The sequence below is a fragment of the Haloplanus ruber genome, from assembly GCF_024494725.1.
GTDB lineage: Archaea > Halobacteriota > Halobacteria > Halobacteriales > Haloferacaceae > Haloplanus > Haloplanus ruber.
Genome location: NZ_JANHDK010000001.1, coordinates 298,827 through 313,385, shown reverse-complemented (window position 1 = coordinate 313,385; position 14,559 = coordinate 298,827). Strand labels below are relative to the sequence as shown.

The window sequence follows — 14,559 nt, the reverse complement described above, 5'->3', positions numbered from 1 at the left end:
AGGTCGACGTCGAAGAGTAACTCCGTTCTCCCGAACGAACTACTTACCCGCAACCGCCCGCTACCGGCGGGTATGTACGGCGTCGTCACGCGGAACGCCGAGGAACTGGAGTGGTCGGTCTTCGACGCGGGCTACTACGAGGTGAAAGATGTCACCGGCCGGGCGGCCGCGCCACAGCCGACCGGCGTCAACATGCTCTCGGCGTTCGGCGACAACGCCGCCGTCGGCGACGATCCGTCGCTCGCGGCCGTCGACGCCGACGGCCGTCCAGCGACACGGGAGCAGCCCTACTTCGACTGGTCGTACGTCTGTCCCACCCACGCGGACTACCGCGAGGGGTTGCTCGAAATCGTCGACGACTGCGTCGCGGCCGGCCCGGATCTCCGACTCGACGACATCGGGTTCCCACGCGACGGCTACTGTCGCTGCGAGCGGTGCGACCGTCGCTTCGCCGCGAGCGAGTTCGACGAGCGCGAGGACTGGCGGGCGTCGGTCGTCACCGACTTCGTCGCCGCGGTCCGCGACCGGGTGCCGGGCGAGCTCTCGGTGACGTGTTATCCGGACCCCTATCCGGGCCATCTGCGCGCCCGGAGCGGACTCGATATCGAGGCGCTCGCGCCGATGGTCGATCGCTTCGTCGTCCCGCTCTACGACACCGCGTACGGCACGACCTACTGGCTAGAGACCATCGCCAAGGGCTTCGAGAGCCGGCTCGCGGGGCGCGATTCGTCGCTGGCCATCGAACTGTACGCCGTCGACGTCGACGTCGACGCCCTCGTCGGGGCGACGGAGGTAGCTGAGGCGTACGCCGAGGCCGTCTACTTTGGGTACGACGCGAGCAACGCCGCGGCGGCGATCCGACGGCTCCAGGCCGACCGCCGCGAGGGCGTCTCCCACGGAGCGGACGCCGAGGTGGACGACGACACCGCCGATCACAGCGGGCCGTAGGAGAGCGCCCAGACGACGGCGATGCCGAGCGAGAAGACGAGGACGGCGAACAGTCCGAGGGCGTACAGCAGGCGGCCGGTCGACATAGCCTCCGTTCGGTCCGGGTTCGTATAGCTTCGGCGGTCGTCTGTGGTTACACTACGTCGTCGAAGGCCGCACCCGCGACGCCCGGCCCCTCGGGCACGGTGATCGCGCCGTCCGTGACCGGCGCGGGGTCGGGGGCGAGGTCCGCGGCGAGGGCGGCACCGGTCGCCAACCCGCAGGGCCGGACGCCAGGGATGGCAGCGGCGACGTGGACCGCGGCCGTCCGGGCGGGCGCGGCGTCCACCGTCGTCGTCACCACGGGGTCGACGCCCGCTCGCCGCGCCGCGGTCGCCGCCCGAAACGCCCGGGCGGGGCCGCCGAGTGCCATCGGCTTCAGGATCAAGATGTCGGCCGCGTCGGCGTCGAGAGCCACCGCGGCGGACACCGTCGCCAGCGTCTCGTCGAGCGCTACGTCGACGCCGCGGCCCCGGAGGGCAGCGTGGCCCGCCAGGTCGTCCGCCGGGAGCGGCTGTTCGAGGTAGGCGAGATCCAGTGACGCGAACGCCTCAACCGCATCGGCGGCCGTCTCACGGTCCCACGCACCGTTGGCGTCCGCTCGGATCGACACGTCTTCGCTCACGGCGTCCCGGACCGCACGCAGGCGGGCCACGTCGCGTTCCAGCGACCGGGCGCCGACTTTCACCTTGAGACACCCGAACCCGTCGGCGACGGCGTCGGCGGCGGCCTGGGCCGTCGTCGCGGCGTCGGCGTCGCCGAGCGTCGCGTTCACCGGGACCGTCGACGCCGGATCGTCGGCGAGGAGTGCGGCGAGCGACCGGCCGCGCCGACGCCCCGCGGCGTCGAGAAGCGCACACTCGACGGCGTGGCGGGCCGCCGGCGCGTCGCTGACGGCGTCGAGCAGCGCGTCGGTAGCGGCGGCGAGCGGGTGCGAAGGGTCGACGGGCGTGAGGCGGCCGTCGCTGACGGCACGGGCGACGGCGTCGAGCGCGGCCCGACAGTCGGCGAGCGACTCCGTCCAGCCGGGGAGCGGCGTCGCCTCACCGACCCCGCGAGCGTCGCCGGCCGTGAGTTCGATCAGCGTCCCCTCGCGGCGCTCGATGCGGCCGCGGGCCGTCGAGAGCGGCGTCGTCAGGTCGAGGGCGAAGTCGCGGCGGTTCATACGCTGACGGCGAGACCGACGCCGAACAGGAGCGCGTGGGCGGCGAGCAGTTTGCCGGTCTGTTCGAGTGCGGGATTGAGCGCCTCGCCGTCGGTCCGCGTACAGACTGTGCGGGAGACGACGACGGCTAGGGGTGTCGTCAGCAGCGGGAGCAACACGGCGGGCGAGGCGGGGCCAGCGAGCCACAGCGCCGGCGGGACGAGGTAGGCCACTGCGATAAGCGCGACGTACTGGACGCGGCTCCAGCGGTAGCCGAGGCGGACGGCGAGGGTGCGTTTGCCCGTCTCGGCGTCGGTCTCCATGTCGCGGACGTTGTTGACCACGAGGATGTTCGTCGACAGCGCGGCGACAGGGAGGCTGGCGACGACAGCGACCGGCGGGAGCGTTTCGGGGGGGATCGAGAGGGAAAGCGGCGCCGCGAGCGTCGCCGCGGCCTGCACGTAGTAGGTGCCGGTGACGGCGACGACACCGAAGAAGACGAACACGAAGACGTCACCGAGGCCGTGGTAGCCGAGAGGATACGGGCCGCCGGTGTAGGCAAAGCCCGCAGCGACGGACAGGAGACCGACGATCAGGATGGGGAGGCCACCGACGTAGACGAGCGTCGTCCCCACGAGGACGGCGGCCGCGAAGGTGAGGTAGGCGGCGCGCTTGACCGCTCCGGGGGTGATGAGTCCCGACTGAGTGACGCGGGTAAACCCCTCGCGGTCGTCTGTGTCGGCGCCCTTGACGGCGTCGTAGTAGTCGTTGGCGAAGTTGGTCCCGATCTGGATGAGGGCGGCGCCGAGTAGCGCGGCGGCCGCGGCGAAGGGGTCTGCGACATCGTGGCCGACCGCGAGGCCGGTGCCGACGGCGACCGGGGCGGCCGTCGCCGGGAGGGTCTGTGGCCGCGCGGCGATCACCCACGCGCGGCGGCGGCTGATCTCCTGTGTGCTCATCGTCGACCGATGGGGACGCCACCGCGTAAAGACTACTGTTTCACCACCAGACCGCAAAGAGTACCCGGAAGGTGGCGTACGCGCCGAGTGTCGAGAGCAGCGGCACCACGTTCTGCATGAGGACGACCCGGCCGGTCGTTTCGGGGTCGAACAGTTCGGCGGCGCTCGGCGTCTCGGCGGGTTCCTCCTCGCCGATATCCGGGGCTTGCTCGCCCGGTTCGTCGGCCGTCAGCGCGCCGACGGAGACGTTCGGCGTCTCCTCGCCACGAACCCCCTGGGAGACGGTGGTCGACCGCGTCGCCCGGCCCCACCCCAGGCCCACGATGGACATGGTCGCGATGATGACGAAGGAAGCGGGAATGCCGATGGCCGACAAGCCGATGACGATGCCCGAGGAGATGACCGCGACGACGATGGCCGCCGTTAGCGGCAGGTCGGTGATGTCGTTGCCGAGGGTATCGAGCGTCCGGCGCGCGATGGTGAGCGCACCGACGGCGACGGCGGCACAGCCAAGCAGGATTAGCAGGTTCAGATCGACGCCAGCGCCGTACAGTGGCGCGATAGCGTTGGCGATGTTCGAGGTGCCAGAGGAGAAGGCCATCAGACACCCGATGCCGACGACGACGACCGTCCCGACGACTTCGCGGCGGGTGGAGTTCGGCCCCGCCCGGGGACGCGGAACCGCACCCGAGCGGTCGAGGGTCAAAAGCGGGCCGTCGCTGCGCTCGATGGCGACCCAGCGGTTGATCGTCGGGTAGAAATACCGCCCGACGACACCGGAGACCCAGAAGCCAACGAGCGGGGCGACGATCCACCAGACCGCAATCTCGCCCATGATGGCCCAGTTGAGTTCACCGGCGGCGACTCCCAAGCCGGCGATAGCGCCGACGGCCGTCATCGACGTCGACGCGGGGACGCCGGCGTAGTTGCCGACAAAGAGCGCACCACCGATGAAAAAGAGGACGACGATGCTGGACTCGACGGTGAAGACGCCGGGGTCGGTCACCAGGTCGCGCCCGAGCGTGTTCACGACTCGGCGGCCGATGGTCCACGCGCCAATCGAGAAGAAGACGGCCATGAGCGCGCCGGCGAACAGTTTCGAGACGACGCCCGCCCCGACCGCTGGACCGAACGCCGGCCCGGTGTTCGAGCCACCGATGTTGAACCCGACGAACAGCGATACCGCGAACCCAACGAGGAGGAGCGGTCCGATCATGTGTCGCGACCGGTCACGGCGGTCGGTTGGCCGGCCGGCTGTCGCTGTCGTCGCCCACTCATTGTCCGTCACCTTCGTCGCCGGTTTCGCCTTCGCCGCGCGTCATCTCGTCGATTTGGTCGGTCCGAGGCCGTCGGTCGACTCGCTGGTTCACCTGTTCGAGTTGGTCGATGATATCGCCGACCTCCTCGGAGATGGTGCGTTCGACGTTCTCGGTGACCTCCTCGGTGACCTCTTCGGTCACTTCCTCGGTGACGGTCTGTTCGACCTTCTCTGTCACCTCTTCGGTCACCTCCTCGGTCACTTCCTCGGCGACGGTCTGTTCGACGCTCTCCGTCACCTCCTCGGTGATCGTCTCCTCGACTTTCTCGGTCACCTCCTCGGTCATCCACTCGGGGTCGAACCGGGCCATCTTCCAGACGACGTGGACAACGTACGAAACCAGCGCACCGATACCGAACGCGACACCGACGTCCGTCCCGGCCACGAGGATGAGTCCCGCCGCGAGGAGAATCAACAGTCCATACGCCAGATCGACGAAGAAATCCACGCGACTCGGATTCATAGGTATGTCCCGAGACGGGGCCTTCGTACATATACCCTCTCGCTTTCCCCGACCGAACGTTTACTTTCTACCTAACGAACGTGAGGTATGGCTCAATCAACGGCCGAGTCCCGTCCCGAGGCCATCCCACACTGGTACGGTGACGGTGACGTGTTGACGCTCGTCGACGGTGACGGCGTCACGGTCCACGACGATGACGGCAACGCGTATCTGGATTTCCTCTCGCAACTCTACTGTGTCAACGCTGGGCACGGCGAGGAGCGGATCGTCGACGCGATCACCGAGCAGGCGTCGACAATCGCGTACGTCTCGTCCTCGAAGGAGAGCGACGTGCGGTCGACCCTCGCCGCCCGCCTCGCCGAGGTGGCACCCGGTGACCTGCGCGATGTCTTTTTCTCCGTCTCGGGGAGCGAGGCCAACGAGTCCGCCGTCCAGTTCGCCCGGGAGTATACCGGCGGGCGAAAGGTTCTCTCCCGCTATCAGTCCTACCACGGCGCCACCTACGGGGCGGCGTCGCTGACGGGCGATCCCGAAACCCGAAACGCGATGGGTCGGGGAGCGGAGACGACCGGAGCGGCGAAGTTCTTCCCGCCGGTCGTCCACCGCTCGCCGTTCGACGGGGACACGCCCGCGGCCATCGCGCGCCAGGCCGCCGACCACCTGGAGTACGTCATCCAAAACGAGGGTCCCGACTCCGTCGCCGCGGTCCTGATGGAGCCGGTCGGCGGGACGAGCGGCGCCTACCCCGCCCCGGCGGACTACTGGCAACGAGTGCGGGCGATCTGTGACCGCTACGACGTCCTCCTGATCGCCGACGAGGTGATCACGGGCTTCGGTCGGTGTGGCGAGTGGTTCGGCATCGAGACGGAGGGCGTCGTTCCGGACCTGCTGACCTTCGCCAAGGGGGTCACGAGCGCGTACGTCCCGCTCGCTGGCGTCATCACGAGTCCCGAGGTCGCCGCGCACCTCCACGAGGAGGGCATCGACGTCGGGCAGACCTTCGCCGGGCACCCGGTTGCCTGTGCGGCGGGCGTGGCGGCCATGGACGCCTACGGGGACGGACTGATCGAGAACGCACGCGCCCGGAGCGCTCACCTCGAATCCCGTCTGCGGGAACTGGAGCGTTACGACGCCGTCGGTGACGTGCGGGGGCGCGGTCTGCTGTGGGCCGTCGAGTTCACCGACCCCGAGACGGGTGACCCCTTCCATCACCCCTGGATGGACGCGGGCGAGAATCCCGTCGACGACGTGATCGACGCGGCTCAGCGCCGGGGCGTGCTCGTCGGCGGCGGCCGCCCGCGCACCCAGATCATCGTCGCGCCGCCACTGCCGGTGACCGACGACGAAATCGACACCGCCGTCGACGCCCTCGACGCCGGCGTCGCCGCGGCCTTCGACTGAGGCGGCGCCGCCGACGCGTTCGGTCGTAGGTTTATCCGTGCCGGGAGCCGAGACGAGGTATGGCTATCGATCCGAACTTCGAGCGGACCCGGGAGCAGGTAGACGAACAGGATGGTGTCGCCGTCTGGGGGCCGGTCGAACCCCCGGAGAAACACGGTATCCACGGCACACACGTCGCCGTCGACTTCGACATCTGTCTCGCCGACGGCGCCTGTCTGGAGGACTGTCCGGTCGACGTCTTCGAGTGGGTCGACACGCCGGACCACCCCGAAAGCGAAATCAAGGCCCACCCAACCTACGAGGACCAGTGTATCGACTGTATGCTCTGTGTCGACGTCTGTCCGGTCGACGCCATCGACGTTGATCCGAGCCGCGAGAATCGCGTCTGAACGACGGGACAGCCATCGCCAGGGGGACTCACCGTCCGCTTGCCCCCGGCCGAAGGCGTGGATGTGCGCTCGCGCTCGTCTCACCGACGACGGCAGGGAGTTGATCCGCTACTCCGTCTCGGTTTCGTCGACCCAGGCCGGTCGACCGAGGCCGATGCAAAACGATGAACACGGCGACTTGTCCGAGCGATGTTATTTATATCGGCGCAAGAGTAGGGTGTTCCGTGCCCTCAAGACTCGGAGCCGTCGTGTTTAGTGAACCCTCCGGCAGACACCAGGCGCTCGTAATGTTCGCTAGCGCGTTCGTCATGGTGGGCATCTACCTCTACTTCGACGTTCTACGGGATGGATACTTACTCAGTTCGCTCATCATGGCGGTGGGGTTCGCGCTGTCCGGGTTCGCCGAGTCCCTTCCAACCGACCGCCGCCGGGCCGCGGGCGGGTTGCGTGTCGTCGCAATCCTCTGGCTGATCGGGCTACTCGGCCTCACCGTCTTCGCCCCTGATATCGTTCTCGGCCCTGGGTCGGGGGGACACTAGTGAGCCGACATCCCGGAGACGACGTTGAGACAGTACACCCCGACAACGATGAGACCGAGACCGACGATCCCTGCGACGTCGACCGATTCGCCGAAGGCGACGACCCCGATGGCTGCGATGGCGATGATGCCGATGGCGGCCCACGTTCCGTAGACGACACCGACCGGCAGATCCTCCAAGGCAAACGAGAGGCAGTAAAACGCGGTACCGTATCCGACGAGGACGCCCAGACTCGGCAGCGGGCGTGAAAACCCCTGCGAGAGTTTGAGTGCCGTCGTTCCGATCACCTCGGCGAGAATGGCCATCCCGAGCATCACGTACGGGTTCATACGACGGGATCGGCTCCCGGTCCGGTAGTCGTTTCGGCGATCACCGCTCCCGTGCGGGGGCGTCGCCGAGTGCCCCGAGGCCATCGATGTGGGTGGCCGTGAAGAACACCGCCCCGCCGACCAGCACCGGCGGTGACGTCACCATGTGGTGAAAGCCCGGATCGAACGAGTAGTACCAGCGCCGCTCGCCCGATTCGCGGCCGAACGCGCTGATCGTCTTCTTCCCGGGGGCGAACGCAGGGTCCTCGACCGGGACGACGACCGTATCGGCCCCGAGACAGATTCCCGACCTGTCCACCGACACGTCGCGGCGCCACCGCTCCGTCCCGGTTTCGGCGTCGACCGCGGCGGCGCCGAACGAGCCGGTGACGAACACGGTCCCGTCGCCGACGGCGACGCTCCGCGGGGCCACAGGGTCGGAGTCACCGAACGAGCGGAGGTCGCGAACCCGCTCGCCGGTCTCTCGGTCGTGGACGACGAGCGTGCGGTCGTCGGCGACGAGCACTCCCGACCCGGTCGCGACGGGCGCGGCGGACTCGGGTGGGGCCGTGAGTTCGCGTTGCCAGTGATCCGAGCCATCCGCCAGCGAGCGGGCGACAAGCGACGGCGTGCCGTCCACCGTTCCGACGGCGAACACCCGGCTGTCGCCCACCGCAGGCGCATGGAAGACGTTGCTCATCGCGTCGGTCTCCCAGCGTTGCTCGCCGTTTGCGGCCCCAAACGCTTCGAGACCGGCATCGGACGCAACGAGGACGGTCCCGGTGGCGTCGTCGGCGACGACCCGTTCGAATCCGTTGGTCGAGGCCGTCCAGAGTCGCTCGCCCGTTTCGGTATCGAGCGCAACGAGGGCTGTCTCGTACGCCACGATACAGCGGTCACCGACGACGACGATCCCGTTGTCGCCGCTGGCGTCGAGAGTAGTTCGCCACCGTTCAGTGCCACTCTGTGCGTCCATTGCGATGGCACTCCCGTCGTGGCTGGGGTCGAAATTCGTCGTGAACACGGTCCCGTCGGCGACCGTGGGCTGCCAGCGTGTGAAGGCGTCCGAGGTCCACGCGAGGTTGCCCGCCGACGGACCGCTACGGTCCGTCGCGTGCGTGTTCGCGCCGTCGGCACCGTACTGTGTCCACGTCCCCGTTGGCGTGTCCGGGAGGGACGTATCCGGGTCCGACGACGGGAGCAGCGATAGACACCCCGAGAGCGCGCTCACGCCGACGACGGCCGCCGAGAGGAGCGTTCGCCGGGTCGTATCGAAGGAGGGGTTCGCGCACACGTCGAATCACACGGCAACCGTCGGGCTTACCGCGAGCGGTGCGGCGTTTCTCGGTCGGATCGACACATCGTCACGGAGTTCAGGGGACCAACCCATACCGGGGCATGGCCCGACCCGGTGTTATATCCCCCGGACGGCTTTCGGGCGACGAAACGGTCCTGGGTGAGACCGGCGTCGGCCCACGGCCGAAGCCAGACGCGAGCGCATCTATCACGAACGATTAAGTGCGGCACTGTGTAACATGTCATCATGGAACTGACCGAGCAACTAAACTTCGACCACGAGGACCGCCGGGACATCTACGACCACGTCGAGGCCCACGGAGCGGTCCGGGCGGACCGCGCACGTCGGGCGCTAAATCTCGACCCAGGCGCGTTCGGTCACCACGTCACCATCCTGCGCCGCGACGGGTACATCCGCCGCGAGGGCGACACGCTGCGGGTGGCCTACCAAGAGGAGGGCGTAGAGGAGTACGACGCCACAGACCTCACGTACACGATCAGAGCGGCCCAACAGCGGGATCTTTCCGGGTTGATCGGCGTGATCCGTTCGGTGGCCGAGGAGGGGACCTACATCGAAGCGGAGACAGTGGCGGACCTCCTGGACCACGAGGAGGTGATCCTCCGGCACAACGAGGTTCGCTCCCGGATGGTGTTCGTCGCCTGCGTCGACGAGGACGTCGTCGGGTGGGTCCATCTTGATCTCCCCGAGACAGAGAAGTTGGCCCACACCGCGGTGTTGACCGTCGGCCTCCTGCCGACCTACCGCGACCACGGCATCGGGAGCGCGTTGCTCGACCGTGGCATCCGCTGGGCGTGCGATCACGACTTCGAGAAACTGTACAATAGCGTCCCCGCGACCAACGAGGGCGCCATCGAGTTCCTCGAAGCCCACGGCTGGGAGGTCGAGGCGGTGCGGGAGGACCACTACCGCATCAGCGACGAGTACGTCGACGAGGTGATGATGGCGACGTTCCTCGACTGTGCGTGATTCGGGCGCGCGGGGGTCACTCGTAGCGTCTCCGCTCTTCCGCCGCGGCGTCCGTGCCGTACCGCTCGACTAGTGGCCGGTAGGCCGCCCCGAGCGCTCGCATGCACTCCCGCGTGGAGACGTAGTCGAGGTCGGCCGCGACCCGCTCCCACGACCACGCCTGCAGAGGCTTGCGCACCAGCAATCGCTCGGCTCGAGGGGACAGATCGGCCGCGGGGTCTGTCAGATGTGCGAGCGCCAGGTCCGCGAAGGCGCCGGGCGCGGTGTCGTACAGTCCCGGTCCGAAGGCCGCGGCGGCGACGACCCGCCACTCGTGGGCCGAGAGGGACGGCGCCGGCGCCGCGTCGGTCGCCCGTAGAACTGCCCGCGCCACGTCGGGGTCGAGCGACTGGAGCGCGTCCCCGAGGCCGTCGCGCATCCGCCGATAGAACCGCCGGGCGTGGCGGTCGTAAAGCGCCTCGCCGGCGGGACTGCTCGGCCGGAGCATCACTGCCGAGTGCTCGCCACTGGTGGCGTTGCGCGTCGTCGAGCAGTGGACCGTCCGGTAGCCGTTTCGCTCCCAGAACCGGACCAGCTGCGGGGTCGCTCCGTAGCCGACGCCGAACCAGTCGACCTCGTCGCCGAACTCGTCGTGACAGGCCGAGAGGAGTCGCGTGCCGAACCCCTCCGAGCGGAGCGCGTGGTGCGTGGCGATCCGCAACACGCGATAGCCAACGGGCTGGGCGGCCTCCAAGTCGCGGAGTTGGCTCGTCAGCACGTCCGGGATCATGTTCCCCCGCACCCGCGCGCCCTCGTATACGTCCTCGCGGAGCGACGGTGGGAGACCGCCCTCGCGGGCCAACAGGGCGACGGCGGCGACGTGACCGTCGACCACGAGCGCCCGGCAGGTGAGGTTGGGGGCGTCGAGCAGACGGGCGAGGTCGTCCGGTTCCGTCCGGTAGTGGGCGAGGACGAGGAGGCCGAAGGTCTCCCGGAGGCGGTGTTCGTCGGCGAGGAGGGTTTCGGGGTCGAGCGCCCGGTAGACGGCGTCGGCGGGCGTCGCCCCCTTGACCACCGGGTCGACGGCAGGGCGGGCATCGAGGAGGAGCGCGCGGAAGGCCCACACCTCGACGGGGTCGCCGGCGGCGTAGCGAATCGGGTCGTCGAGGCGGACGTCGGTCACCGTGCGGTCGCTTGCGGCAAGGCGGTCCCGAAAGCGCACGTCGAAGCCGCGGCCAGTCCCCTCGTAGCCGTGGACCGTGGTGACGAAGGCGACGGGCGGGCCTGTGAGAAAGGTTTCGAGGCGTCGAACCGGTAAGGCGGCGGCTTCGTCGACGATCAGCGCGTCGGGGGCGTCGGCGGGACCGGAACCGCCGATCACGTCGACGGCCGCCTCCGGGTCGCGAAACCGGACGCTTCCGGCGGGCGTCGAGATGTGGCGGCCGTCGTCGTCGCGGTCGGTCGCTACGCCGAGGGTGTCGAGTAGCGCCGCCGCACGGTCGAACACCTCGGCAGCGTTGCGGGAGGAGGGCGCGGTGACGAGGACGTCCCGTCCCGCGGCCGCGAGACTTCCGGCGGCGAGGCCGGCCGTCGCCGATTTCCCCCGGCCGCGGTCGGCCTCGACGACGACGGCGGTCTCGGGGGTCCGCAGGCGTTCGAGCGCACTCAGAGCGTCTGCTTGGTCGGCGGTGAGACACGCCCGGTAGGCGTCGGCGGGGAAAGCGGCCCCGTCGGGAACGGCCGGCGGCGGCCGGCGGCGGGCCGGCGGCGGGTCCGTCAGGCCGTCGCACTCGGCCCGACCGGCGTCTACGTCGACGACGGCGACGCCCGGGTGTGCGAAGAGCAGTTCGGTCAGTCGGCGCCGGAAGCGGCCGGTCACGTCCGCCACGGTAAATGGTGGCACGGCGAAGCGCTCATCGGTGTCGTCCCGGCGGGTCGGCCAGTCGTCGAGCGGCGGCGTCACGAGGACGAGGAGGCCGCCGCCGTCGACGGCACCGACGACCCGCCCGAGGACGTTCGCCGAGACGCCCGCGTGGGCGTCGAGGACGACGGCATCGCGCGTGGTGCCGAGGAGTTGCGAGGCGTGCGCGGGGGCGAGCCGCTCACCCCACGCCACGCGCTCGCGGGCGGTGACGACAGTCACATCGGCGTCGTCAAGCGAGGCGACAGCCTCGCGTGCGGCGTCGAGACCGGCCGCCCGCTCGCCGGCCAGAGTCAGCAGTCGGCGCTCGTTCGCCCGCTTCGCCTCGGCCTGAAGGGGGGCGACGACGCCCGCGAGATTCATGCCCGGCCGTACCCCGGCGGCGACCAAGGGCCTTACCCTCCCGAGCCACGGCCGGTGACGGTCGTGTCACGTGGTGACGCCACGGTTACGTGCTCGTTAACTTCGGCCGACACGTAGATGAGGCCATGCCCGCCGACATCCCGGGAATCCACCACGTCACCGCCGTCGGGAGCGACCCCGCGCGGAACGCACAGTTCTACACCGATACCCTCGGTCTCCGCCTCGTCAAGCAGAGCGTGAACCAGGACGATACGTCGGTGTATCACCTGTTTTACGGCGACCACGGCGGGTCCCCGGGGACCAGCATGACCGTCTTTCCGTATCCGAACGCACACCCCGGCCGCGTGGGTAACGGGCAGGCAAGCGCCGTCGCCTTCCTGATCCCGGGCGACGCCGTCGACTACTGGGTCGACCGTCTCGACGCTGAGGGCGTCGACGCCGACGAGCCACGGGAGCGGTTCGGTGACGTCGTGATCCCGTTTCGGGACCCCGACGGGCTGCCGTTAGAACTCGTGGCGCGGGCCGACGCTCCGGCGGGCGACCCGCCGGAGGGACCGGTCCCCGCCGACCGCGCGATCCGCGGATTCTTCGGTGTCACCCTCTCGCTTGCCGATCCCGAGCAGACGGCGACGTTGCTGGAGAGGATGGGATTCGAGGCGGCCGGACGCGATGGCGACCGACGGCGCTACGTGGCCGACGGTGACCTAGGCTACGTCGTCGATATCGTCGCGGACCCAGACGCGCCGAGCGGACGACCCGGCGCGGGGACGGTCCACCACGTGGCCTTCCAGGTGACCCGAGAGAGCCAACCCGAGTGGCGGCAGCTCCTGCTGGACCACGGCCTGCGCCCGACGGAAATCATCGACCGCAAGTGGTTCGAGTCGGTCTACACGCGGACGACCGGCGGCGTCCTCTTCGAGTACGCGACGGCGGAACCGGGATATACGGTCGACGAGGACCTCGACCACCTCGGGGAGCGCCTCGTGTTGCCGGAGCGGCTAGAGGGGCGCCGCGGGGACATCGAGGCGGCGCTGCCGCCACTGAATCGAGACGACATCGCGTAGCCACCCCCGTGTGCCGCCGTCACACCCGCTCACGGCTTTGAAAGCGCTTTTATGGGGTCCCCTGCTAATCGGTCGTACAGCCTGCCCGCGGTTGATGATGCGCCTCCCCATCAGGGAACCCCGGCGGCCGACGGTCGGTCGCCACGGCTGGTGAGGTGCGCGAGCCGACGGGTGGGAGGTACAAATCATGTCAGTTTACGTCAATTTCGATGTCCCGGCGGACCTCGCCGAGAGCGCCATTGAGGCGCTCGAAGTAGCGCGAGACACCGGTAGTGTCAAGAAAGGAACAAACGAGACGACGAAGGCGGTCGAGCGCGGCAACGCCGACCTCGTCATCATCGCGGAGGACGTCCAGCCCGAGGAGATCGTGATGCATCTGCCCGAACTCGCCGACGAGAAGGGCATCCCGTACGTCTTCGTCGAGACGCAGGACGACGTCGGACACGCGGCGGGGCTCGAGGTTGGGAGCGCCGCGGCCGCCATCGTCGACGCGGGCGACGCCGAGGAACAGGCCGAAGACATCAGTACCAAGGTCGAGGACCTCCGGTAAGCGACCATGAGCGCCGAAGAGAGTGCCAGCGACTCGATGCCCGCGGAGGTAATCGAGGTCGTCGGCAAGACCGGCATGCACGGCGAAGCCATGCAGGTCAAATGTCGCATCCAGGAGGGATCGAACCAGGGGCGAATCATCACGCGCAACGTACTGGGCCCCGTCCGCGAGGGCGACGTGCTCCAGTTGCGCGAGACACAGCGTGACGCCGACTCCATCGGAGGGCAGTAATGGTCGATACACGCACCTGCGATTACACGGGCGAGGATATCGAACCCGGCACGGGGACCATGTACGTCAGGAAAGACGGGACGATCCTGCACTTCGTGGACTCCAAGGCCGAGAAAAACTACTTCCTCGGGCGCGAGGCTCGCGACCTGGAGTGGACCGAGGACGGCCAGGCCGCCGGCGGCCAAGGTGAGGAATGAGCGACGCCGAGCGCACCTTCGTGATGGTCAAACCCGACGGAGTCCAGCGTGGTCTCATCGGCGAGATCATCTCGCGGTTCGAGGAGCGCGGCCTCAAACTCGTCGGCGCGAAGTTCACCCAGATCTCCGAAGAACTGGCCCACGAACATTACGGCGAACACGAGGGCAAACCCTTCTTCGATGGCCTCGTCGAGTTCATCACCGCCGGCCCGGTGATGGCGATGGTCTGGGAGGGTCAGGACGCCACCCGACAGGTCCGCACCATGATGGGCGCGACCGATCCCGCGGAGTCCGCCCCGGGCACCATCCGTGGCGACTTCGGCCTCGATCTCGGCCGGAACGTCATCCACGGCTCCGACCACGCTGACGAGGGCGCAAACGTTCGGGAGATCGACCTCTTCTTCGACGAGGACGAACTCCAAGACTACGAGCGGATCGACGAGACCTGGCTCTACGAGTAGC

General features: G+C 68.8%; 17 protein-coding genes. 10 read left to right on the top strand and 7 right to left on the bottom strand.

What is annotated here, in order from left to right:
• Positions 1–72 precede the first annotated feature (72 nt).
• Positions 73–948 carry a hypothetical protein gene (locus tag NO878_RS01675; RefSeq protein ID WP_256404229.1) on the top strand — a complete coding sequence of 292 codons (876 nt, stop codon included), beginning with the start codon at positions 73–75 and terminating at the stop codon, positions 946–948.
• 133 nt (positions 949–1,081) lie between these two features.
• On the opposite strand, the gene NO878_RS01670 is transcribed toward NO878_RS01675, so the two are convergent.
• From NO878_RS01670 to NO878_RS01655, 4 genes are read right to left on the bottom strand one after another with little or no spacing between them, the layout of a single operon-like run.
• Entirely contained in the window at positions 1,082–2,152 is a 1,071-nt protein-coding gene (locus tag NO878_RS01670; RefSeq protein WP_256404228.1) for a mandelate racemase/muconate lactonizing enzyme family protein, read from the bottom strand.
• Positions 2,149–3,090, bottom strand: a complete 942-nt coding sequence (locus NO878_RS01665) for a 1,4-dihydroxy-2-naphthoate polyprenyltransferase (protein ID WP_256404227.1) — start codon at positions 3,088–3,090, stop codon at positions 2,149–2,151. Before NO878_RS01665 ends, NO878_RS01670 begins: the two co-directional genes overlap by 4 nt.
• Positions 3,091–3,130: 40 nt before the next feature.
• A complete protein-coding gene (locus tag NO878_RS01660) occupies positions 3,131–4,306 on the bottom strand; it encodes an inorganic phosphate transporter (protein WP_256405444.1) in 1,176 nt (391 codons plus the stop codon).
• A gap of 58 nt (positions 4,307–4,364) precedes the next feature.
• Positions 4,365–4,871 carry a hypothetical protein gene (locus NO878_RS01655; protein WP_256404226.1) on the bottom strand — a complete coding sequence of 169 codons (507 nt, stop codon included), beginning with the start codon at positions 4,869–4,871 and terminating at the stop codon, positions 4,365–4,367.
• An 87-nt stretch (positions 4,872–4,958) separates the two neighbouring features.
• Between NO878_RS01655 and NO878_RS01650 the strand changes: the two genes are divergently transcribed.
• From NO878_RS01650 to NO878_RS01640, 3 genes are all read left to right on the top strand, one after another.
• Positions 4,959–6,272: an aminotransferase family protein gene (locus tag NO878_RS01650; RefSeq protein WP_256404225.1), complete on the top strand. Its 1,314-nt coding sequence runs from the start codon at positions 4,959–4,961 to the stop codon at positions 6,270–6,272.
• Between the two features lie 59 nt (positions 6,273–6,331).
• Entirely contained in the window at positions 6,332–6,661 is a 330-nt protein-coding gene (locus tag NO878_RS01645; RefSeq protein WP_256404224.1) for a 4Fe-4S dicluster domain-containing protein, read from the top strand.
• Between the two features lie 164 nt (positions 6,662–6,825).
• Entirely contained in the window at positions 6,826–7,200 is a 375-nt protein-coding gene (locus tag NO878_RS01640; RefSeq protein WP_465262102.1) for a DUF8011 family protein, read from the top strand.
• Here NO878_RS01640 and NO878_RS01635 read toward each other — a convergent pair.
• Positions 7,197–7,529 carry a DMT family transporter gene (locus tag NO878_RS01635; protein WP_256404222.1) on the bottom strand — a complete coding sequence of 111 codons (333 nt, stop codon included), beginning with the start codon at positions 7,527–7,529 and terminating at the stop codon, positions 7,197–7,199. The two genes, NO878_RS01640 and NO878_RS01635, sit on opposite strands and share 4 nt — an antisense overlap.
• A 40-nt stretch (positions 7,530–7,569) precedes the next feature.
• Positions 7,570–8,802, bottom strand: coding sequence for an outer membrane protein assembly factor BamB family protein (locus tag NO878_RS01630; RefSeq protein ID WP_256404221.1), 1,233 nt, complete (start codon positions 8,800–8,802; stop codon positions 7,570–7,572).
• 249 nt (positions 8,803–9,051) lie between these two features.
• On the opposite strand from NO878_RS01630, the gene NO878_RS01625 reads away from it, so the two are divergent.
• Positions 9,052–9,792: a GNAT family N-acetyltransferase gene (locus tag NO878_RS01625; RefSeq protein WP_256404220.1), complete on the top strand. Its 741-nt coding sequence runs from the start codon at positions 9,052–9,054 to the stop codon at positions 9,790–9,792.
• A 16-nt stretch (positions 9,793–9,808) separates the two neighbouring features.
• Here the strand turns inward: NO878_RS01625 and tmcA are convergent, their stop codons facing one another.
• On the bottom strand, positions 9,809–12,055 hold the full coding sequence (tmcA, locus tag NO878_RS01620; RefSeq protein ID WP_256404219.1) for a tRNA(Met) cytidine acetyltransferase TmcA: 2,247 nt from the start codon (positions 12,053–12,055) through the stop codon (positions 9,809–9,811).
• A 125-nt stretch (positions 12,056–12,180) separates the two neighbouring features.
• Here tmcA and NO878_RS01615 point away from each other — a divergent pair, with 125 nt between their 5' ends.
• The 5 genes from NO878_RS01615 (at position 12,181) to ndk (ending at position 14,558) form a co-directional block, all read left to right on the top strand.
• Positions 12,181–13,119, top strand: coding sequence for a ring-cleaving dioxygenase (locus NO878_RS01615; RefSeq protein ID WP_256404218.1), 939 nt, complete (start codon positions 12,181–12,183; stop codon positions 13,117–13,119).
• Positions 13,120–13,306: 187 nt separating this feature from the next.
• On the top strand, positions 13,307–13,669 hold the full coding sequence (rpl7ae, locus tag NO878_RS01610; RefSeq protein ID WP_256404217.1) for a 50S ribosomal protein L7Ae: 363 nt from the start codon (positions 13,307–13,309) through the stop codon (positions 13,667–13,669).
• Between the two features lie 6 nt (positions 13,670–13,675).
• Positions 13,676–13,900: a 30S ribosomal protein S28e gene (locus NO878_RS01605; protein ID WP_256404216.1), complete on the top strand. Its 225-nt coding sequence runs from the start codon at positions 13,676–13,678 to the stop codon at positions 13,898–13,900.
• Complete coding sequence (locus NO878_RS01600; protein WP_256404215.1) at positions 13,900–14,097, top strand: 50S ribosomal protein L24e; 198 nt, start codon at positions 13,900–13,902, stop codon at positions 14,095–14,097. Before NO878_RS01605 ends, NO878_RS01600 begins: the two co-directional genes overlap by 1 nt.
• Positions 14,094–14,558, top strand: a complete 465-nt coding sequence (gene ndk, locus NO878_RS01595; protein ID WP_256404214.1) for a nucleoside-diphosphate kinase — start codon at positions 14,094–14,096, stop codon at positions 14,556–14,558. Before NO878_RS01600 ends, ndk begins: the two co-directional genes overlap by 4 nt.
• The last annotated feature ends 1 nt before the right edge of the window (position 14,559 follow it).